The following is a 20,982-nucleotide window of genomic DNA, read 5'->3' as shown; positions in this document are numbered from 1 at the left end:
TGGGGGAATGTTTATGCTTGAACAGCGCTATAGATGGAAAAATAAACATCTAAGAGAACATATAGATGTGCTGGATGGCAATAGGGCACCACACATTCTGCTTAAAAATACGACTTATTTAAATCAGGCTTTACGAAAATGGGTAAAAGCGAATATATGGATATATGATGACCGCATCGTATATGTTGGCGATAAGCTTCCTGATAATATAGACCGCTGTGAAATGGTAGACTGTACAAACCAGTACTTAGTCCCGGGTTATATTGAGCCGCATTCACACCCTTCTCAATTATATAATCCCCTATCTTTTTCACGTTATGCATCTCATTTCGGCACAACGACATTGATCAATGATAACTTGCCGTTTTTATTGCAGTTGGATAAAAAGAAAGCGTTTTCTCTTTTGAAAGAATTACGTAACATTCCTGTAACAATGTATTGGTGGAGCCGTTTTGACGGACAAACGGAATTGATCGATGAAGACATGGTTTTTTCTCATGGGGCCGTTAAATCATGGCTGGAGCATGATGCCGTATTACAGGGCGGGGAACTGACTGGATGGCCGAAGCTTCTGGATGGGGATGACATGATGTTGCACTGGATTCAGGAAGCCAAGCGAATGAGGAAGAAAATAGAAGGACACTTTCCAGGTGCTTCAGAGAAGACTTTAGCAAAAATGACCTTGTTCGGCGCCGATTGTGATCATGAGGCAATGACAGGAGATGAAGTCATGTCGCGCTTGCTGCAGGGCTATTATGTATCGTTAAGACATTCTTCGATCCGGCCGGATTTACCGAAGATGATACAGGAAATCCATGAGCTGGGCATCGATCAATATGACAAATTCTTTTATACGACAGATGGATCGCCGCCATCCTTTTATGAGGGTGGGTTCATAGACTGCTTGATCAAAATAGCAATAGAAAATGGCGTTCCGGTCATCGATGCATACAATATGGCAACTATCAACATCGCACGATATTATAACATTGAATACCTTCATGGTAATATTGCCACAGGAAGGGTAGCGAATATCAACTTCCTGACCGATGTAAAGGAACCCGCACCGGTTTCGGTAATGGCAAAAGGGAAATGGGTTAAAAGGGATGGTGAGATCATTCCGGATGAACAGGAAATCCAATGGAGTGATTTCGATTTTAAACCACTTGATCTTGATTGGGATCTTAGTTTAAAGGAAGATTTTGAGTTTTCCATGCCGTTTGGGATTGAATTGGTCAATAATGTAATTACGAAACCCTACTCCCTTGCCAATGATGTTGGGTATGAAGAACTGAACTTTGAGGATGATGAATGCTTTTTCATGCTTATCGATCGGGAAGGGAAATGGCGCATCAATACGATATTAAAAGGGTTTGCGGACAAATTGTGTGGTTTTGCTGGCTCTTATACAAATACAGGTGATATCATACTAATCGGTAAAAGGAAAAAGGATATGCATTTGGCATTTAACCGGCTGAAGGAAATCGGCGGTGGAATCATTTTAACGGAACAAGGCAAGGTGATCCATGAACTTCCTCTGAAATTAAAGGGAGTCATGTCCACCAAGGAGGTTCCTGAACTGATAGAAGAAGAAAATGTATTGAAACATTTGCTGCGGGAGAGAGGTTATCGCTTCGCCGATCCTGTGTATACCCTTTCATTCTTTTCGACAACCCATCTGCCATATATAAGGCTAACCCAGCGAGGAGTATATGACGTAATGAATAAAACTATACTCTTTCCCACTATAATGCGTTAAAATATAAGAGAAGAAATGGCTAATAAATCAGAGGAGTGGAAAGATGAATTTTAAGAGAGTTCTTTTCATGGTTATTGCTATTTTACTGCTGGCAGGCTGTTCTACGAAAGAAGATCCTGCATCGGATGACAGTAAGCCAAAAGACCAAGCTGTCATCAAAAATACAGATGTGAAAAATGAACCTTCCAATGAGTTTCCACTTACAGGTATAGCCACCGATACAGGCAGTGATCGAAGGGCTGCAGCAGTGATGATTAATAATCATCCGGAAGCACGCCCACAATCGGGCCTCTCAGAAGCCGATATGGTCTACGAAATGCTTGCAGAAGGTGACATAACCAGATTTTTAGCTATCTTCCAAAGTGAAATGCCAAGCCAAATCGGTCCGATTCGGAGTGCAAGGGACTATTATATCGAATTGGCTAAAGGCCTTGATTGCATCTATGTCTGTCATGGGAATAGCCCCGAGGCAAAAACCATGCTGGACAAAGGGTATATTGATAACTTGAACGGATTATATTATGATGGTACTTTGTTTCAACGTTCGGCAGATAGAAAAGCACCGCATAATTCCTACACCACCTTTGAGGATATCCAAAAAGGTGCGAAGGAAAAGGGATATGAGTTGAATGGTGCACCGGAGCCTTATGCCTTCCTTACAAAGGAAGAGGCGGCTGGCCTTCAAGGGGAACCGGCATTGAAAACCGAGGTTTCCTACGGATCAGACGAGTATGATGTTCAGTATGAATACGAAGCCACGGAAGAGAAATATAAACGTTATTCGAATGGAGAGCAAACAGTCGAACATAAATCGAGTAAACCTATTTTACTGGATAATATATTGATCATTGAGGCTGCTCATCAAGTGATTGACGATAAAGGGCGTCGAAAAATCGACTTGAAAAGTGGCGGAAAAGGTTATTTACTTCAAAAAGGAAAAGCGAATGAAGTAGAATGGGTTAATAAGGATGGTCGGATTATACCAGTGAAAAACGATAAAGAGGTAGGGTTGATTCCAGGGAAAACTTGGGTCAATATTATTCCGGATGAACCTGGTTTAGTAGGAGACGTCTCATTTTGATACCCATGAAATTGAGGGGGAGTAACATGCAAATTGATAAGTTGAGAGGAAAAGAAACGGATCAGCTGTTTAAGTCGATCCTTTCCTTGCGTGATTTGGACGAATGCTATCGATTTTTTGATGATTTATGCACGGTTAATGAAATTTCATCACTGGCACAGCGTCTTGAAGTAGCCCGCATGCTTGAAGAAGGGAAAACCTATCATAAAATTGAAACGGAAACGGGTGCAAGTACGGCTACGATTTCCAGGGTCAAACGCTGCTTGAATTACGGAAATGACGCTTATTCCATGGCTCTTAACCGTATTAAGGATAACGTCGAGGAAACAACTGAATCTTAATTCTTTCGATTATAATAAAAAGCCGGGAAATTCATTTCCCGGCTTTTTACTTTGAGTCCAGCACTTTCTTTGCCGGCTGTCTTTCAGCCATATCCATGTTATATTGGATTTTAGATTCAGAGGTTCCATTTGGTAATAACATTTTATCGATACTTCTCTTTTTTAATGAAAAATCTTAATGCTATAATGGTGTAATGGGAAGTGTGAATGGAGGATTATAATGTACGATTTTCGCGAGTGGAAACATGTTTTCAAACTCGATCCAAATAAAGAAATAAGTGATGAAGCCCTTGAAAAAGTTTGTGAATCCGGTACCGATGCAATAATGGTCGGGGGAACGGATGGAATCACGCTTGAGAATGTGCTTCATTTAATGGCACGTGTCAGAAGATATACCGTCCCATGTGTGATGGAAATTTCTTCTGTAGAAACGGTGACGCCAGGTTTTGATTTATATTTCATTCCGAGTGTACTGAATAGCACCAACCCTGATTGGATGATGAAACTGCATCAGCAAGCAGTCAAGGAATACGGATACCTTTTGAATTGGGATGAAATTTTCGTTGAAGGGTACTGTATCCTGAATCCTGAGTGCAAGGCGGCCGAATTGACGAAAGCCAATACCGATTTGGATATGGATGATGTGGGTGCATACGCGATGATGGCGGAAAAAATGTTCAACCTGCCGATTTTTTATTTGGAATACAGTGGTGATTACGGCGATGTCCAGATGGTGGAAGCGGCCAAAGAGAGTTTGGAGGATACGATACTATTCTATGGCGGTGGGATAAAATCGGTTGAACAAGCCAAAGAGATGTCTAAGATTGCGGATGTCATCGTTGTCGGCAATGTGATTTATGAAGATTTAAAAGTGGCACTTGCAACAGTTTCGGCAGTTAAATGAAAACATGTAATAAATATAGTATACTAAAACAGAAACGAATGTTCGTATAGGTGGTGTGATAATGCAATATTTAGCGGAAAAATTACTAATAGGTTTGAATGAACAGCAACAAAAAGCAGTGAAATCAACTGATGGCCCACTTTTAATCATGGCTGGGGCAGGAAGTGGAAAGACGCGTGTGCTGACTCACCGAATAGCTTACTTGATGGTCGAGAAGGAAATAGCGCCTTGGAACATCCTTGCAATCACGTTCACCAACAAGGCGGCACGTGAGATGAAGGAGAGGATACGTGCCATACTAGGCGGTGCATCCGAAGATATCTGGATTTCGACTTTCCACTCGATGTGTGTCCGAATTTTACGAAGAGATATTGACCGTATCGGATTTAATAGGAACTTCTCGATATTGGATACAACGGATCAGCAATCGGTCATAAAACAAATCATGAAAGATCGTAATATGGATACAAAGAAATATGATTACCGTGCCATTTTGGGTAGCATCAGTTCAGCGAAAAATGAATTGGTCGGGCCGGAAGAGTACCTGAAGACGGCATCTGATTACTTCACTAAAGTAACTGCCGATGTATATACGGAATATCAAAAACGGTTGCGTAAAAATTCAGCGCTCGATTTCGATGATTTGATCATGATGACGATTCAATTGTTCCAGCTCGTACCTGAGGTGCTTGAATATTATCAGCGTAAATTTCAATACATTCATGTTGACGAGTACCAAGATACGAACAGGGCTCAATACATGCTTGTTAAACTATTGGCTTCACGCTTCCGTAATCTCTGTGTTGTCGGGGATTCCGATCAATCGATCTATCGTTGGCGCGGTGCGGATATTGCGAATATCCTTTCATTTGAAAAAGATTACCCGAATGCCAACATGATTTTCCTTGAACAGAATTACCGCTCGACGAAAAAGATTCTTGAAGCGGCGAATAAGGTCATCGATAACAATCAAAACCGGAAGCCGAAAAATCTTTGGACCGAGAATGCTGATGGCAATAAGATATTCTATTACCGTGCGGACAATGAACAAGGGGAAGCGCAATTTGTAGCCGGTAAGATAAATGAGTTAGTGCAGGCCGGAAGCAGGAAATATTCAGATATAGCAATACTTTACAGGACAAATGCACAATCACGTGTCATGGAGGAAGTTCTGCTTAAATCCAATATAAATTATGCAATAGTCGGGGGCACCAAGTTCTATGACCGTAAAGAGATTAAGGATTTACTTGCCTATCTTCGCCTTATTGCGAATCCTGATGATGACATCAGTCTCCGCCGTGTAATCAATGTACCAAAACGCGGAATTGGTGCAACTTCAATGGACAAAGTGGCAGATTATGCAGATCAATATGATGTTTCCATCTATAAAGCACTCGAATCCGTTGAAATGGTAGGGATAAGTGGGAAGGCTACCAAAGCGGCAAGGGAATTCCATACGCTGATCACTAACTATACAAATCAGCAGGAATATTTATCCGTGACGGAACTTGTGGAGGAAGTCATTAAGAAAACCGGTTACCGTGAGATGCTGCAGGCAGAAAAAACGATTGAATCACAAAGCCGGCTTGAAAATATAGATGAGTTTTTATCTGTTACGAAAGCATTCGAAGATAACAGCGAGGACAAATCATTGGTGGGCTTTTTGACTGACCTGGCGTTGGTTGCCGATATAGACCAACTTGATGAGAATTCCGAAGAAGCTACAAATACGGTAACGTTGATGACACTGCATTCAGCGAAGGGACTTGAATATCCGGTGGTCTTTCTATTGGGCCTTGAAGAAGGGGTTTTCCCTCACAGCCGCTCGCTTATGGATGAAGAGGAGATGGAAGAAGAACGCCGTCTGGCTTATGTGGGAATTACAAGGGCTGAAAATGAGCTATTCATAAGCAATGCCCAAATGCGGACATTGTATGGACGGACTAGCATGAATCCTGTTTCACGTTTCATTAATGAAATACCAGAAGAACTACTTGAAGATTTAAAACCGAAACCGGCTCCTAGAGCAAGGCAAACACCTTTCAGTTCTTCAAGAACCGGATCTCCTTCAACAGCTTCAACAAGAAAAGTGCCTGCCTTTGGAAGAGCTGTTTCTGCACCATCCGCAACTGGCGGAGAAGAAATCGGCTGGGCTGTCGGCGACCGTGCATCCCATAAAAAATGGGGTATAGGAACCGTGGTGAGCGTAAAAGGGGAAGGCGAAGGCAAGGAACTGGATATAGCCTTCCCAAGTCCAATTGGCATCAAACGCCTATTGGCGAAATTTGCACCAGTTGAAAAAGCATAAGCTATTAATATGCTTCTACTGGTAAAGAATAGGGATATCTGACTTTAGACACCGCTCTTCTAAAAGAAGTGCGGTGGAGTCTTCTTTAGAAAGGATTGAACGTATGGACTTACAAGCTGCAGAGAAGAAAGTTCTAGAACTGCAAACGTTATTGAACCAATACAGCTATGAATATTATGTAATGGACCAGCCATCAGTACCTGATGCTGAATATGATCGGCTACTCCGTGAACTGATTGAGTATGAGGAGAAATTTCCGGAACTGCAAACGGCGGACTCACCGACACAACGGGTCGGTGGCGCCATTTTGGATATGTTTGAAAAAGTAGAGCATACCACACCGATGCTTAGTTTAGGCAATGCCTTCAATGAAAGTGACTTAAGGGATTTTGACAGAAAGGTCAGACAATCCGTAGGTGACGATTTTTCCTATGTATGTGAATTGAAAATTGATGGACTTGCCGTCACTCTTCAATATGAGAATGGATTTTTCGTAAGAGGGGCAACTCGTGGAGATGGAACGATCGGTGAAGATATTACCGCTAATTTGAAAACGATCAAGTCGATTCCATTGAAGTTGCGGGAGCCGGTTGCCATAGAAGTGCGCGGTGAGGCCTTCATGCCAAAAAAATCATTCGAATCATTGAACAAGGCAAAAGATGAACGCGGTGAGGAACCATTTGCAAACCCACGAAATGCGGCTGCCGGTTCGTTAAGGCAGCTTGACCCAAAACTCGCTGCAAAACGGAACTTGGATATTTTCCTTTATGCGATTGCCAATTTTGGGGAAACAGGGGTCCGTTCCCACAGTGAGGGTCTGGATTTATTGGATCGCCTCGGGTTTAAGACGAATCGGGAAAGAAAAACATGCTCCAATATAGAGGAAGTAATAGCTTATATAGTAGAATGGACGGAGCAACGTCCAAACTTAGCCTATGATATTGATGGAATTGTCGTTAAGGTGGATTCCCTTGAACAGCAGGATGAATTAGGTTTTACTGCAAAAAGTCCGCGATGGGCCATTGCGTATAAATTCCCAGCTGAAGAAGTCATTACAACCCTAAGGGATATCGAGCTGAATGTGGGCCGTACGGGTGTATTGACTCCGACCGCCGTTTTGGATCCCGTTCGGGTAGCAGGTACGACAGTGCAGCGAGCTTCACTTCATAACGAAGACTTAATCCGTGAAAAGGACATCAGAATCGGAGATCAAGTGGTCGTGAAAAAAGCGGGTGATATCATTCCAGAGGTGGTCAATGTACTGGCAGAGCGCCGTACAGGGGAAGAAGTCGAGTTTAAGATGCCGGCTGAGTGCCCGGAATGCAGCAGTGAACTTGTCCGGCTTGAGGGAGAGGTTGCTTTACGCTGCATCAACCCGAAGTGTCCTGCACAAATAAGGGAAGGCTTGATTCACTTTGTTTCCCGTACAGCAATGAATATAGACAGTCTTGGTGAAAAAGTGATTAGCTTGTTGTTTAAAGAACAACTCATACAAGATGTGGCTGATATTTATAAGCTTACATACGATCAACTGATTGCTTTGGAAAGGATGGGGGATAAATCCGTCAATAAGCTCCTTCAAGCAATCGAGGCTTCGAAAACCAATTCGTTGGAAAAATTACTATTCGGGCTGGGCATTCGCCATGTTGGTTCAAAAGCGGCCAAGACACTAGCACGTGAGTTCGGGACGATGGAAGCCTTGAGCAAGGCGAGCCGTGAAGACCTAACGGCCATTAATGAAATAGGTGATAAGATGGCCGATTCCATCGTAGCCTATTTTGAATTGGAAGAAGTCCATGCGTTACTCAATGAATTGGAAGCAGCCGGTGTGAACCTTACATTTAAAGGCCCAAGAGCTGTTGCCATTGAAGAAATCGATTCCTTTTTTGCCGGTAAAACAGTCGTTTTAACGGGGAAATTGTATCAGTTAACGCGTAACGAAGCAAAAGAGAAATTAGAGGCGCTAGGAGCCAACGTTGCTGGAAGTGTCAGCAAGAAAACCGATTTGGTCATAGCTGGCGAAGATGCCGGTTCCAAACTGGAAAAAGCGGAAAGCCTAGGCGTCATGGTATGGGATGAAGAGAGACTGATTGAGGAACTAAATAATTAAGAGGTGTAGCTATGAGGAAACACTCTATTTTGGGGATGATTCTTATACTGCTTCTTGCTGGATGTGCGCCTAGTTTTGAGGATAAGCAAGAGGTAGTTCAAGACTCCAAAGACAAAAAAGAAACGGCAATTATTCCGAAGTATAAAATTTCGGAAGAATACTATCAAACAATCCTACCGTTTGAACCATCAAAAGCACGCGGTTTGGTCGTATCCAATCTAAATACCCGATATGACATTGAAGAATTCGAAAATGGATTGATGCGGTTGGCCCAAACCCAATTCGACCCGGAAGATTACCTGTTTCAAGAAGGGCAAATGCTGGATAGTTCCACGATATCTTCCTGGCTGAACAGAAAATATACCGATAGTCAGTTGAAAGAAAAGAAGATGAAGGCCTCAGAGAACCTTGGCCTGAATCCGGTTGATCCAGGTAAAGGAGACATTGATAAGCGGAATGAAGAAAACCCGATTTATCTTGCTCATATTTTAGAACATAATTACTTGGTCAAAACAAAGGATAATTCAGTGAGCCTTGGCGGGGTTGTCATAGGTCTTGCTTTGAATTCAGTGCATTACTATCAAAAAGAGGCATTCGGTGCCACCTATGAAAATAAAATAGATAGTAAAAAGCTGAAGCAAGAAGGGGAGAAAATTGCTGCAGAAGTCTTAAAAAGGCTGCGTAAAATGGACAAGCTGAAAAATGTTCCGATTACGATTGCCTTATTCGAGCAAAATGAAAAATCCTCTGTAGTTCCTGGGAATTTCATTTCCTATACAAATATTGATAAAGGCTCTGACAATATTGGAAAATGGACGAACTTGAATGAAGAGTATTTCCTATTTCCTTCTGCTAGTGCTGAAAAAAAATACCGTGATGACGTCAATACCTTCACGAACTTTAAAGAAGATGTCGAAGAGTACTTCCCTAACTTTAACGGAGTCATCGGCAGGGCGTTCTATATGGATGATCAATTGCAAAGTTTGAACATCGATATCCCGATTCAATTTTATGGGAACTCGGAAGCGATCGGCTTTACTCAATATGTTGCCGGGCTTGTAATGGAACGGTTCCCGAACTACATTGCCATACAGGTATCCATTACCTCTGTAAATGGACCTGAAGCGCTCATAGTCCGTGAAGCAAATCAAGACGAACCAACCGTGCATATATACGAATGAAAAAAGATGAAGCTTAACAGCTTCATCTTTTTTGCAACCCGCTTAAAATTCGGATCTGTTTTTTGTGAATTTCAAAATAACCTCTAACCAGGAATGAAAATATATATAGGAAGTAAACCCTTCCATCTCAGGGAACAAATGCACGTTAGAGGGAACATTTGTCGAATTTTACAGGCCTAATTGTCATTTCCCCGGAAATTCCGGCAACTTTCCCATATTTCCCGGAAAATATCTCTTTTTCCTTATGAAATAATTGATTTTCGACATTGTATCTCTTGTTGCTTTACTGTGCAATAGTTTGATATGATTTAAACGATGATTATATGGAGAAAAGCGGCGAAATTCAGTCGATTTGGATATTTTTTCGGAGGTGAAGAGAATGTCACGTATTTCTATGGAACAAGTTAAACACGTTGCCCATTTGGCTCGTTTGGCCATTACGGAAGAAGAAGCACAACAGTTTCAGCATCAGCTTGACCAAATGATTTCATTCGCGGAGCAGTTGAATGAGCTTGATACGGATCAAGTAAACCCGACTTCTCACGTTTTGGATATGAAGAATGTTATGCGCGAAGATGTCGCAAAACCGGGATTGCCAGTAGAAGAAGTAGTTAAAAATGCACCGGATAGCAAAGAAGGATATATCCGTGTACCATCTATAATTGAATAAGGAGGGACAATGATGTCGTTGTTCGAACAAAAAGTTTCTGAGCTTCATGAACGCTTACATAAGAAAGAGATAAGTGTCACTGATCTTGTTAACGAATCGTATAAGCGGATCGGACAGGTAGAGGACAAGGTGAAGGCATTTTTGACACTAGATGAAGAAAACGCCCGCAGTCAAGCAAAACGATTGGATGATCAATTGGTAAAAGGCGAGAACGAAGGCGCTTTATTTGGTATGCCAATCGGAGTGAAGGATAATATTGTCACTAAAAATTTGCGTACGACTTGTGCGAGCAAAATTTTGGAGAACTTTGATCCAATCTATGATGCAACCGTCGTTCAAAAACTACAAAAGGCAGAAACGGTTACGATCGGAAAATTGAATATGGATGAGTTTGCGATGGGTTCCTCTAATGAGAACTCCGCATTTCAAGCTACACGCAACCCATGGAACACGGAATATGTCCCAGGAGGTTCTTCGGGTGGTTCAGCTGCATCTGTCGCTTCAGGTGAAGTCCTATTCTCTTTAGGTTCCGATACGGGTGGTTCGATCCGCCAACCAGCTGCATATTGTGGAGTTGTCGGCTTAAAACCTACATATGGACGGGTTTCCCGATTCGGACTTGTAGCTTTTGCGTCTTCATTGGACCAAATTGGACCTGTCACAAGAACGGTTGAAGATAACGCTTATTTGCTTGAAGCGATTTCAGGTGTAGATCCAATGGATTCAACCTCTGCTAATGTTGACGTGCCGAGTTTTGTGAATTCATTAACAGGCGATGTTAGAGGATTGAAAATAGCCGTGCCTAAAGAATATCTTGGTGAAGGCGTTGGCGAAGAAGCACGTAATTCCGTAATTGAAGCGTTAAAAGTATTAGAGGGGCTTGGAGCTGAGTGGGAAGAGGTATCTTTGCCGCATTCCAAATATGCCTTAGCTGCCTATTATTTGCTTTCTTCATCTGAAGCTTCGGCTAACCTTTCACGTTTTGACGGAGTGCGTTTCGGGCATCGTACCGATAATGCAGAAACTCTTATAGAAATGTATAAGCAAACCCGTGCAGAAGGATTCGGTGACGAAGTGAAGCGCCGTATCATGCTTGGAACGTTCTCCTTAAGTTCCGGTTATTATGATGCTTATTATAAAAAGGCTCAAAAAGTACGTACGTTAATCAAAAAAGACTTTGAAGATGTCTTTGAAAAATACGATGTCATCGTTGGGCCGACTACACCTACGCCTGCATTTAAAATTGGTGAGAAGGTCGACGATCCATTAACGATGTATGCCAATGATATCTTGACGATTCCAGTCAATCTTGCTGGTGTACCGGGTATATCCGTGCCGTGTGGATTCGCAGCGAATGGCCTTCCGCTTGGACTGCAAATGATTGGAAAGCATTTTGATGAAAGCACGATTTACCGAGCGGCTCACGCATTTGAGCAAGCAACAGATTTTCATAAACAATTTCCTAAGCTGTAAGGGGTGAAAAAAATGGACTTTGAAACGGTGATTGGTCTAGAAGTACACGTAGAATTAAAAACGGATTCTAAAATTTTCTCGGCGAGCCCAAACCATTTTGGTGCGGCTCCAAATAGTAACACGACTGTAATCGACCTAGGCTACCCAGGTGTATTGCCTGTCGTCAATAAAAAGGCTGTTGATTTTGCAATGAAGGCTGCAATTGCCTTGAATTGCGAAGTGGCGGAAATTACGAAATTCGACCGGAAAAACTATTTTTACCCGGACAATCCTAAAGCATACCAAATTTCACAGTTCGATCAGCCGATCGGTGAGCATGGCTGGATTGAGATCGAAGTGGGCGGCAAGAAAAAGAAAATTGGCATTACCCGGATTCATATGGAAGAGGATGCTGGAAAGCTGACACATAAAGGGAACTATTCACTTTGTGATTATAACCGCCAAGGTACGCCACTTGTTGAAATCGTATCTGAACCGGATATCACTTCCCCGGAAGAAGCTTATGCTTATCTGGAAAAGTTGAAATCGATCATTCAATACACAGGAGTTTCCGATTGTAAAATGGAAGAAGGCTCACTTCGCTGTGATGCAAACATTTCCTTGAAACCTGTCGGGCAAAAGGAATTCGGTACGAAAACCGAATTGAAAAACTTGAACTCATTCAACTTTGTCCGCAAAGGATTGGAGCATGAAGAAATCCGCCAAGCGGAAATCTTGAATGAAGGCGGCATAATCGAACAGGAAACACGCCGGTTCGATGAAGCTACAGGCAGAACGGTACTAATGCGAATTAAGGAAGGCTCCGATGATTATCGTTACTTCCCGGAACCGGACTTATTGACAATCCATATCGATGAAGAATGGAAAGCACGTATTGCTGCCGAGATTCCGGAACTTCCGGATGCCCGAAAAAAACGTTATGTCGAAGAATTTGGCTTACCTGAATATGATGCAGCCGTTTTGACGGTAACGAAAGAAAGTGCCGATTTCTTTGAAGCGACAGTTGCTTCAGGCGCGGATGCGAAACTAGCATCAAACTGGATCATGGGTGAGGTTTCTGCTTTCTTGAATGCAGAAGGAAAAGAGCTGCATGATGTCAAATTGACTGCCGAATCGTTGGCTGGAATGATCAAGCTGATTGAAGATGGCACGATTTCTTCTAAAATCGCTAAAAAAGTTTTCAAAGAATTGATTGAAAATGGCGGAGATGCTGAAACAATCGTCAAGGAGAAGGGGCTAGTCCAAATTTCCGATGAAGGCGCATTGCGTACAGCCATTGAAGAAGCATTGAATAATAACCCGCAATCAATTGAAGATTTTAAGGCCGGTAAACAAAAAGCAATCGGCTTCCTTGTCGGGCAGATCATGAAAGCGACAAAAGGACAGGCCAATCCACAGCTTGTTAATAAAATTTTGGTGGAAGAAATCAATAAACGTTAATATTGACCGTATCACTTTTAAAGTGGTACGGTTTTCTCTTGATTAAGAAAAGAGTTACCGTGAAAAGGCGGAAAAATATTTTTGATTTTTTTTTGAGTTATCTGTAGGGGTAACTCCTTTTTGTGCGTCTATTACATGAATGATTAAAGGAAAGGAGGAAGAGAAGTGACGGATGAGTTAGTTGAAAAGGTAAGGGCTGGGAATGAGCATGCATTCCGAATGTTGATTGAAACATATAAACAGACGATTTATAGGACTGTCTATTCCGTCTTGCGGAATCAAAAGGATGCAGAAGATGTTACCCAGGAAGTCTTTATCAAAATCTACACCTCTCTTCCTCAATATAAGAACCAAGGCTTCAAAACCTGGATTACCCGAATTGCGGTCAATCATGCTATCGATCTAAAGAGAAAGAGGGAACGTCAAAAGGAAGATTTGCAGGAAGAACATTCATCGGAAGCTAATTTGGGCTTAACGGATGATGCCGAGGCCGTATTCTTTCGGAATGAAAGGCGAAAGCAAGTATTACGGAAGCTGAATGACATTCCAGAGGGATATCGGGATGTTGTATATAGCTATTACATAAAGGAAAAGACATTCAAGCAAATTGCAGAGGAACAGCATATTCAAGTGAAATCTGTCGAGGTAAAGCTATATCGGGCAAGAAATTGGATGAGAAAACATTGGAAAGAGGAGGATTTTTCATGAATCATGTTCCTGAAGCAGAATGGGTGGCATATTTGGCAGATGAAATACCAGAGGCTCTAAAAATTGAATATGAAAATCATCTATACTCCTGTGACAAGTGTTTGTCCGCCTATATGGAAGCGATGGAAATAGAAGAAATCAGTCAGGGCATTGAAGGAGTTGATATTGATATTGCAGGTCCTGTCATGGACTCGATTAGCCGATTGAAAGTTGGCTCTGTTGAAGGGGAAAAGCAACACCGAAAAGAGAAATCACTTCGGACGATAACAAGACATTACCTGATTGCTGCCGGGTTTACGATCTTATTGATGGCAGGCGGAGTATTTCAATCATTGACAGAATACATGGATTCTGTGGAATCAAGCAGTGAAAAGGAAACGCATTCCTTAACCGATGGACTTATTGATAAAACATTTAATTGGATGGAAACTATCGAAAAGAAAAATAAGGAGGGGTTTAGAAATGAATAAAAGTCCGGTTTTAGCTTTTTTATTATCTTTTCTGCCAGGTTTCGGACATTTTTACCTAGGAAAGAAATATAAAGGGTTATTTTATTTTCTTGCCACGGCTGGATTGGGGCTTGGTGGTCTTCTTCTTTCGTTGATCAGTCAATCGGATGCGTTTCTGGCTTTTTCCATTATTGGAATGGTGTTTTATTTCATCAGTATATTTGATCTGGTGGTCACCTCACTGAGGAACCCTAAAAGTGAAGAGGATGTAGGGGGAATGGCAGATCAGCCGGAAACGGAAAGATTTTATGTAATCATCCTATCATTCGTTCCTGGATTAGGGCATTTTCAGCTGGGCCTCATGAATCGTGGACTTATTTTTCTCATAGGCTTTTTAGGCCTTGGCATCATGGTGATATTCATCAGTGTGATGACACAAATGGAAGGTCTGTTAATTTTCATGGCACTATTGCCTGTTATCTGGATTTACAGCTTTTTTGATTCTGTTCAACAGCTGAATAAAAAGCAAAGGGGTGAGGAGCTTATCGATCGGACCGTTTTGGAAGATTTCGAGGAGAGGCGGGAATCCGGGAAGAAGAGTAAATCGGTCGCGACTTTATTCGCTATTTTCCCTGGTGCAGGTCACTTATATTTGGGGCTGCAAAAACGTGGGATACAATTGATGGCCGGCTTTTTATTCGCCATTTATATACTGGATTTACTCCGGTTAGGCTTCTTCTTTTTCCTTATTCCGATTATTTGGTTTTATAGTTTTTTTGATGGATTGCAAAAAGCCTCAAAAATGGAAGAGGGTCCAGTAGAAGATACGCCCATCATTTCTGGAATGGTCAATCATCAAAAATGGGTAGGATTGGGGTTGGTGGGACTTGGAATCTACTTCTTGGCCAGTAATATAATCGTCCCGGCCATTGCTCCTCATTTAGATGAATGGATTGGAAGCAACTTGGAATACTGGTTTAGAGATTATTTTCAAAAAGGTCTTGTATGTATCCTTCTTATAGGCGGGGGAATCAAATTGCTGTCGGGAAGTAAAAAAGGGAGAGCCAAGGAGGAGACAAAATGAGAACATGGAGAGTCGGAACGATTTCAATGGGGATCTCCCTGGTTGGTTTGGGTTTGGTTTTACTGGTTTCTCAAATTGCGGATATGAATTTGACGACGATTCTGCTATCATGGTGGCCGTTGCTGTTCATTATCTTGGGTGGAGAGATTCTACTCTATATTTATTTTTCGAGAAAAGAAAGTTCTTTTGTAAAGTATGATATTCTTAGCATTCTTTTCGTGGGATTGCTTGGAACGACGGGAATAGTTTTAATTCTGCTAACATCAAGCGGATTGATGGATCAAGTCAGGGCTGCCGTGAATAGTGAAGAGAAAACGGTCAATTTGCCTGGTTTCAATCAAAACGCAGGGAAAGGCATACAGCGAGTTGTCCTGGACTCTGGTACATACCCATTGACTATTGAAAGTGGAAATGACGGAAAAGTTTCCGTTTTTGGAACATATGGTGAGCGGGTAATGAAAGATGCTGATACGTTGTTGAAGAAGGCGGAAGATTATTTACTCGTTGAGAGAAGTGGTGATACGCTTTATATTAGCTTCAAGGATTTGCCGATTCAAAATGGACTTTTGGACAGTGGTGCAAAGAATCTTAAGGCAACTCTTATAATCCCTGCTGAGTTGGCAGTGGAGATAGACGGACAAAGTACCGATCTTGTCTTGAAGCCTAGAAAACTCTTGAATGACTGGAGTGTGAAGGATAGCGGAAATCTAAGTGTATTCCTTCAAGATAATAGTGATATCAAGATAGATGCTAGAGGGGTCGAGGAATTTGAGGGTCCAAAGAATGGCTGGAAGATGACTGAAGTGAAAAAAGAAACAAGTGAAGAAGGCATTGTAAAAAAGAATGGGTTATTCAATATGGGTAAAGGGAAACATACTTTAACGGTTACCGATACATTTAACGTGAATGTTCAATATCCATGAAATCATTTACTAGAATAAAATTGTAAAAAGCATTATAATTTCCCTGATACGATTTCTGGTAAAATGCAAAAGATACGGACCGAAATACGGTCCTCTTTTTTTCGAATATTGCTTTTCATGTAACGAAGGATTAAGATGTAAATTATGGAATCAATATGTATAAGGATGATGGGAAATGAAAAGAGCAAGGTTGATTTACAACCCGACTTCGGGCCGGGAAGCCATTAAGAGAAGCCTGCCAGGTGTGCTAGCAAAACTTGAAGAAGCTGGTTATGAAGCTTCTGCACATGCGACGACCGGCGCTGGGGATGCGACGAAAGCGGCTAAGATAGCGATTGAACGCGGCTATGATATAGTTATTGCAGCAGGGGGCGACGGTACGATTTATGAGGTTGTTAATGGACTGGCCACTGCAGAGAAACGTCCGAAACTAGGAATCATTCCGACGGGAACGACTAATGATTTCGCGCGGGCGCTGCATTTACCGAAGACGATCGAAGGGGCGGCGGAAATTATTGCCGGTGGGCATACGATGCCAGTCGATATTGGAAAAATGAATGATAAGTATTTCATCAATATTGCTGGCGGAGGCAGATTGACCGAATTGACCTACGACGTGCCGATCAAGCTGAAAACCATGCTTGGTCAGCTAGCCTACTATATTAAAGGAATTGAAATGCTTCCTTCAATTAAGCCGACGGAAGTTTCTATTGAATATGATGGAAAGATTTTTGAAGGAGAGATCATGCTTTTCTTGGTGGCTAACACAAATTCGGTCGGCGGCTTCGAGAAACTGGCTCCTGACGCCTCTTTGAATGATGGGATGTTCACGTTGCTTATTTTGAAAAAGGCAAACCTCGCTGATATTGTCCGTGTCGCTACATTGGCAATGCGCGGTGAGCATATCCATGATAAGAATGTCATTTATGAAAAAGCCAACCGAATTAAAGTACATGCCAAAAAGGACATGATGCTTAATTTGGATGGGGAATTTGGCGGGATGGCCCCAGCTGAATTCGTAAATCAGTACCGTCATTTTGATGTATTCATCCCGCAAGGAATACTGCCGGACGATCCGGCAAATAAATAGGGTGAAAGGGCCGCTGAATCTGGTGGCCTTTTCAGTTTAATAAAGCAAGGAGAATTGCAAACATGTATATCAGGAAAGCGACACCGGAAGATGCGGACAAGGCAGCCGTATTGACCCGGTTAGCGATTAAGGAAATTGCAGAGGTTTTGACAGGCGAAACGGAAGAAGAAAGAATACTTTCCGTTCTTGCTGATTTGTTCAGGAAAAGCGGGAATCGGATCAGTTATGAAAATACCCTTGTCAGTGAACATGATGGACAAGTATCTGGATTGATCATTGCTTACCATGGCAAGGATGCCGAAAGTTTGGATGAACCGATAGTGAAACAATTAAGGATGAAAATGAAGGACCCTAGCGTTACGCTCGATAAGGAAGCGGAAATGAGGGACTTTTATTTGGATACTGTGTCCGTTGACCCGAATTTTCAAGGAAAAGGAATTGGTAGTGCACTGATTCAATATGTAGAGGGGTACGCTAAACAGAAGGGATATCCAAGAATTTCTTTAGTCGTTGAAAATGAAAATGAAGCGGCGAATCGTCTCTATAGCAGATTAGGATATAGGGAAATGAAGACCATTTCGATTAGCTCCCATGAATTTCGCTATATGGTGAAGAAAATAGAAGAACCCCCTGTTTAACAGGGGGGCCTTTTTAGTCATTTGAAATTTGGCACTGAATGCGGTTACATTTGCTGCCCGTTCATGGCTGCCCAATCAGAGTAAACTCCGGTGCCATTACAGCCGGGACAGTCGTGTATATCGGAAAAATGATATTCCGTAGGTACGAAGGAGCTGTATCCACGTCCGTAACAATCTGGACAGAGGCCTTTTTCCTCCATACTTGCTCGGTGTTTTTCTAACCTTGTAGCATTCCAGGCTGATATAGAGTTAAATAAACCCATTTCCTCACCTCATCTGTTTTTCCTTATTTTTCATTTTTTAATGAACTTTTATACATGGAACTATGAAAAATCCGTAATTCCTTCCACTATATTTTTATGAAAACCAGGGTAAATTGGTGAGTGGTTTTGTGACAAGGCCTCTATTGTGGTAAAATACAGGCTAGCATAAAAAAGAAAAGAGAAGATGATATGAAAAAAACAGCACCGGTTGCTAAAAATGATATTATAGAGGTTTTATTTGAAGATTTAACACATGAAGGAGCTGGCGTCGCTAAAGTCGATGGCTACCCGATCTTTGTTCAGAGCGCCCTTCCAGGTGAAAAAGCAAAAATTAAAGTGATGAAGGCCAATAAAGGTTATGGCTTCGGACGCTTGATGGAGATTATCGAAAACAGTCCTTACCGGGTTGAGGTCACGACTGAAGATTACCATAAATACGGTGGTTGTCAGCTGCAGCATATGAGCTATGAAGGACAGTTGGAATTCAAGGAAAGGCAAGTGCGTGAAGTGATGACACGCATTGGGAAACTTGAGGATGTGAAGGTTCACCCGATCATCGGGATGGAGAACCCGACCCATTATCGTAATAAGGCGCAAGTGCCTGTTGGTGAAAAGGATGGCAAGCTAATAGCAGGGTTCTTCAAACCGCGGACACATGAAATTGTTGAAACGAAAGAAAGCATTATCCAAAATGAAGTGGTCAATGAAGCCGTTCAAGTTGTTAAAGAAATTTTCAGTAAGCTTGGTATCCCTGCTTACAATGAAGAGGCACATAAAGGTGTATTGCGGCACATCATGGCCCGTTATGGCAAGCAAACAGGTGAATTAATGATCGTTCTCGTTACAAGAACGAAAAGTATTCCTTTCATCGAAACAATCGTGAAGGAAATCGTTGAACGTCTTCCTCAAGTGAAATCCATCGTTCAAAACGTGAATTCCAAGAAAACGAATGTTATCTTAGGCGATAAAATGACTGTACTATGGGGCGACGAAGTTATCCATGATATGATCGGTGATGTGAAATTTGCGATATCAGCAAAATCATTCTATCAAATCAATCCGGACCAAACGAAAGTCCTTTATGATAAAGCTCTTGACTATGCAGGGCTGACTGGTGAAGAAACGGTGATTGATGCCTATTGCGGCATTGGAACCATCTCTTTATTTTTAGCTAAAAAAGCGAAAAAAGTAATCGGTGTCGAAGTGGTCGAAGAAGCGATAGATGACGCACGCCGCAACGCTGAATTGAATGATATCTCAAATGCTGAATTCATGGTTGGCGATGCAGGTAACGTTATTGCTGAATGGTATCAAAAGGGCAACACTGCAGATGTCATCGTTGTGGATCCTCCTCGCAAAGGCTGTGAAGAGTCCCTACTGAATACGATCATCGAGATGAAGCCAAATAAAGTCGTATACGTATCATGCAACCCAGGCACTCTGGCGCGTGATCTTCATATCTTGGAAGAGGGCGGATATAAAGCAGTTGATATCCAGCCTGTCGATATGTTCCCAATGACGACACATGTTGAAAATGTAGTGTTATTAGAATTGAAATGATGGAATGGGGCCCGGTCGAAATGACCGGGCCCTACAGTTTTTTTTGGCTTGTACAACTCCAGGCACTCGCTTTCCGCGGGCAATCAGGGAGCCTCCTCGGCCTGCGCTTGCGCGGGTCTCTCCCAGACGCGCTTTTCTAAGCAGAAGTCTCTCATACCCGCTCCAATCCACTTTGTTATAACATTTATAGATAGAAACCATACCCTGAGAAGTTGAAGGTGTTGCTTTGGGGCAGATGGTTCGAGAACATCATGTGATGAAAGATATTTGTTCCGAACGCCTTTTACCTATAAATTGTGGGTCTCGGTCAATGACCGGACCCTTTTTCGATTGAAGTGAAAGGAGGGGGATTTTTTTTTTGAATGGATATTCTTGACGCTCTGACTTGGACATATAGTAAGGATATATATAATGTGAGGCAGGTGATTTTATTAATTTTCAAAAAGCGTTTGCTGTAATTGTTGGTAGCTTTTTGGTGGGTATAGGAATCAATGGCTTTTTAGTCCCGCACCATTTAATAGATGGCGGCGTTATCGGGATTGCACTCATCCTTCATTATTTCTTTGGGTTTCAAACAGGGCTATCCATGTTGATCCTCAGTATTCCCATATTTTTATATGCCTGGTACTATGAACGGTTTTTTTTCTATAGCAGTGTTCACGGATTGCTTCTGACATCCCTTTTTATGGATTGGCTTAATCCATTGAAAAAAGTCTTTTCCATGTCGATACTAACAAGTTCTTTGATTGGCGGTGCCATCATAGGGATGGGGATAGGTCTCATGCTTCGATATGAGACAAGCAGCGGGGGAACGGATATGTTAGCCAAAATTATCTCGAAGTCTACTTCCATGGATATTGCATTGGCGATTATCGTCATAGATACACTAATCATTTCAGCTGCAGCATTCACCTTAGGTATCGAAATTTTTCTTTTTTCATGTGTGACGATCGTCATCATTGGACTGGTCACTTCGCTTATGAAAGTGAGGAAATGAATA

General features: G+C 42.0%; 19 protein-coding genes. 18 read left to right on the top strand and 1 reads right to left on the bottom strand.

Annotated features, from left to right (window positions below):
- Positions 1–13 precede the first annotated feature (13 nt).
- The 16 genes from ACQKFG_RS24540 (at position 14) to ACQKFG_RS24465 (ending at position 18,159) form a co-directional block, all read left to right on the top strand.
- A complete protein-coding gene (locus ACQKFG_RS24540) occupies positions 14–1,759 on the top strand; it encodes an adenine deaminase C-terminal domain-containing protein (RefSeq protein ID WP_427563630.1) in 1,746 nt (581 codons plus the stop codon).
- A 43-nt stretch (positions 1,760–1,802) separates the two neighbouring features.
- The gene (locus ACQKFG_RS24535) at positions 1,803–2,840 is read left to right on the top strand and encodes a DUF3048 domain-containing protein (RefSeq protein WP_353871392.1); all 1,038 of its coding nucleotides are present in this window, start codon (positions 1,803–1,805) and stop codon (positions 2,838–2,840) included.
- A 26-nt stretch (positions 2,841–2,866) separates the two neighbouring features.
- Positions 2,867–3,181, top strand: a complete 315-nt coding sequence (locus ACQKFG_RS24530) for a YerC/YecD family TrpR-related protein (RefSeq protein ID WP_034306094.1) — start codon at positions 2,867–2,869, stop codon at positions 3,179–3,181.
- A 220-nt stretch (positions 3,182–3,401) separates the two neighbouring features.
- Complete coding sequence (locus tag ACQKFG_RS24525) at positions 3,402–4,085, top strand: heptaprenylglyceryl phosphate synthase (protein ID WP_192207635.1); 684 nt, start codon at positions 3,402–3,404, stop codon at positions 4,083–4,085.
- Between the two features lie 61 nt (positions 4,086–4,146).
- Positions 4,147–6,393 carry a DNA helicase PcrA gene (gene pcrA / locus ACQKFG_RS24520; RefSeq protein ID WP_144529660.1) on the top strand — a complete coding sequence of 749 codons (2,247 nt, stop codon included), beginning with the start codon at positions 4,147–4,149 and terminating at the stop codon, positions 6,391–6,393.
- A gap of 103 nt (positions 6,394–6,496) precedes the next feature.
- On the top strand, positions 6,497–8,503 hold the full coding sequence (ligA, locus tag ACQKFG_RS24515; protein ID WP_349730506.1) for an NAD-dependent DNA ligase LigA: 2,007 nt from the start codon (positions 6,497–6,499) through the stop codon (positions 8,501–8,503).
- An 11-nt stretch (positions 8,504–8,514) separates the two neighbouring features.
- Entirely contained in the window at positions 8,515–9,684 is a 1,170-nt protein-coding gene (locus tag ACQKFG_RS24510; RefSeq protein ID WP_192207638.1) for a CamS family sex pheromone protein, read from the top strand.
- 379 nt (positions 9,685–10,063) lie between these two features.
- Positions 10,064–10,354, top strand: coding sequence for an Asp-tRNA(Asn)/Glu-tRNA(Gln) amidotransferase subunit GatC (gene gatC, locus ACQKFG_RS24505; RefSeq protein ID WP_076372748.1), 291 nt, complete (start codon positions 10,064–10,066; stop codon positions 10,352–10,354).
- A gap of 12 nt (positions 10,355–10,366) precedes the next feature.
- Positions 10,367–11,827, top strand: coding sequence for an Asp-tRNA(Asn)/Glu-tRNA(Gln) amidotransferase subunit GatA (gene gatA, locus ACQKFG_RS24500; RefSeq protein WP_342615781.1), 1,461 nt, complete (start codon positions 10,367–10,369; stop codon positions 11,825–11,827).
- Positions 11,828–11,839: 12 nt separating this feature from the next.
- The gene (gene gatB / locus ACQKFG_RS24495) at positions 11,840–13,267 is read left to right on the top strand and encodes an Asp-tRNA(Asn)/Glu-tRNA(Gln) amidotransferase subunit GatB (protein ID WP_427563626.1); all 1,428 of its coding nucleotides are present in this window, start codon (positions 11,840–11,842) and stop codon (positions 13,265–13,267) included.
- A gap of 165 nt (positions 13,268–13,432) precedes the next feature.
- Positions 13,433–13,975: an RNA polymerase sigma factor gene (locus tag ACQKFG_RS24490; protein WP_427563624.1), complete on the top strand. Its 543-nt coding sequence runs from the start codon at positions 13,433–13,435 to the stop codon at positions 13,973–13,975.
- Entirely contained in the window at positions 13,972–14,445 is a 474-nt protein-coding gene (locus ACQKFG_RS24485; protein WP_427563622.1) for a hypothetical protein, read from the top strand. The genes ACQKFG_RS24490 and ACQKFG_RS24485 overlap by 4 nt, the downstream gene beginning before the upstream one ends.
- Entirely contained in the window at positions 14,438–15,508 is a 1,071-nt protein-coding gene (locus ACQKFG_RS24480) for a hypothetical protein (protein WP_192207642.1), read from the top strand. The genes ACQKFG_RS24485 and ACQKFG_RS24480 overlap by 8 nt, the downstream gene beginning before the upstream one ends.
- A complete protein-coding gene (locus ACQKFG_RS24475) occupies positions 15,505–16,431 on the top strand; it encodes a hypothetical protein (protein WP_427563619.1) in 927 nt (308 codons plus the stop codon). The genes ACQKFG_RS24480 and ACQKFG_RS24475 overlap by 4 nt, the downstream gene beginning before the upstream one ends.
- 175 nt (positions 16,432–16,606) lie before the next feature.
- Positions 16,607–17,521 carry a diacylglycerol kinase gene (locus ACQKFG_RS24470; RefSeq protein ID WP_192207644.1) on the top strand — a complete coding sequence of 305 codons (915 nt, stop codon included), beginning with the start codon at positions 16,607–16,609 and terminating at the stop codon, positions 17,519–17,521.
- Between the two features lie 62 nt (positions 17,522–17,583).
- Positions 17,584–18,159: a GNAT family N-acetyltransferase gene (locus ACQKFG_RS24465; RefSeq protein ID WP_192207645.1), complete on the top strand. Its 576-nt coding sequence runs from the start codon at positions 17,584–17,586 to the stop codon at positions 18,157–18,159.
- A 44-nt stretch (positions 18,160–18,203) separates the two neighbouring features.
- Here ACQKFG_RS24465 and ACQKFG_RS24460 read toward each other — a convergent pair whose 3' ends face one another.
- Positions 18,204–18,422, bottom strand: coding sequence for a hypothetical protein (locus tag ACQKFG_RS24460; protein WP_076372766.1), 219 nt, complete (start codon positions 18,420–18,422; stop codon positions 18,204–18,206).
- A 189-nt stretch (positions 18,423–18,611) separates the two neighbouring features.
- Between ACQKFG_RS24460 and rlmD the strand changes: the two genes are divergently transcribed.
- Both rlmD and ACQKFG_RS24450 read left to right on the top strand, forming a co-directional pair.
- Positions 18,612–19,982, top strand: a complete 1,371-nt coding sequence (gene rlmD / locus ACQKFG_RS24455) for a 23S rRNA (uracil(1939)-C(5))-methyltransferase RlmD (protein WP_192207646.1) — start codon at positions 18,612–18,614, stop codon at positions 19,980–19,982.
- A gap of 475 nt (positions 19,983–20,457) precedes the next feature.
- Positions 20,458–20,979 (top strand): YitT family protein, encoded by a 522-nt coding sequence (locus ACQKFG_RS24450; protein WP_370662509.1) that lies wholly within the window; start codon positions 20,458–20,460, stop codon positions 20,977–20,979.
- The last annotated feature ends 3 nt before the right edge of the window (positions 20,980–20,982 follow it).

The organism is Peribacillus sp. NPDC076916, from assembly GCF_050269675.1.
Classification (GTDB): Bacteria; Bacillota; Bacilli; order Bacillales; family DSM-1321; genus Peribacillus; species Peribacillus aracenensis.
This window is presented reverse-complemented; position numbering and strand designations above follow the sequence as displayed.

Excerpts from the sequence above, each read along its gene's own strand:
- ACQKFG_RS24540 (WP_427563630.1), top strand. The coding sequence starts at position 14 with ATGCTTGAACAGCGCTATAGATGGAAAAATAAACATCTAAGAGAACAT.
- ACQKFG_RS24535 (WP_353871392.1), top strand. The coding sequence starts at position 1,803 with ATGAATTTTAAGAGAGTTCTTTTCATGGTTATTGCTATTTTACTGCTG.
- ACQKFG_RS24530 (WP_034306094.1), top strand. The coding sequence starts at position 2,867 with ATGCAAATTGATAAGTTGAGAGGAAAAGAAACGGATCAGCTGTTTAAG.
- ACQKFG_RS24525 (WP_192207635.1), top strand. The coding sequence starts at position 3,402 with ATGTACGATTTTCGCGAGTGGAAACATGTTTTCAAACTCGATCCAAAT.
- pcrA (WP_144529660.1), top strand. The coding sequence starts at position 4,147 with ATGCAATATTTAGCGGAAAAATTACTAATAGGTTTGAATGAACAGCAA.
- ligA (WP_349730506.1), top strand. The coding sequence starts at position 6,497 with ATGGACTTACAAGCTGCAGAGAAGAAAGTTCTAGAACTGCAAACGTTA.
- ACQKFG_RS24510 (WP_192207638.1), top strand. The coding sequence starts at position 8,515 with ATGAGGAAACACTCTATTTTGGGGATGATTCTTATACTGCTTCTTGCT.
- gatC (WP_076372748.1), top strand. The coding sequence starts at position 10,064 with ATGTCACGTATTTCTATGGAACAAGTTAAACACGTTGCCCATTTGGCT.
- gatA (WP_342615781.1), top strand. The coding sequence starts at position 10,367 with ATGTCGTTGTTCGAACAAAAAGTTTCTGAGCTTCATGAACGCTTACAT.
- gatB (WP_427563626.1), top strand. The coding sequence starts at position 11,840 with ATGGACTTTGAAACGGTGATTGGTCTAGAAGTACACGTAGAATTAAAA.
- ACQKFG_RS24485 (WP_427563622.1), top strand. The coding sequence starts at position 13,972 with ATGAATCATGTTCCTGAAGCAGAATGGGTGGCATATTTGGCAGATGAA.
- ACQKFG_RS24480 (WP_192207642.1), top strand. The coding sequence starts at position 14,438 with ATGAATAAAAGTCCGGTTTTAGCTTTTTTATTATCTTTTCTGCCAGGT.
- ACQKFG_RS24475 (WP_427563619.1), top strand. The coding sequence starts at position 15,505 with ATGAGAACATGGAGAGTCGGAACGATTTCAATGGGGATCTCCCTGGTT.
- ACQKFG_RS24470 (WP_192207644.1), top strand. The coding sequence starts at position 16,607 with ATGAAAAGAGCAAGGTTGATTTACAACCCGACTTCGGGCCGGGAAGCC.
- ACQKFG_RS24465 (WP_192207645.1), top strand. The coding sequence starts at position 17,584 with ATGTATATCAGGAAAGCGACACCGGAAGATGCGGACAAGGCAGCCGTA.
- ACQKFG_RS24460 (WP_076372766.1), bottom strand. The coding sequence starts at position 18,422 with ATGGGTTTATTTAACTCTATATCAGCCTGGAATGCTACAAGGTTAGAA.
- rlmD (WP_192207646.1), top strand. The coding sequence starts at position 18,612 with ATGAAAAAAACAGCACCGGTTGCTAAAAATGATATTATAGAGGTTTTA.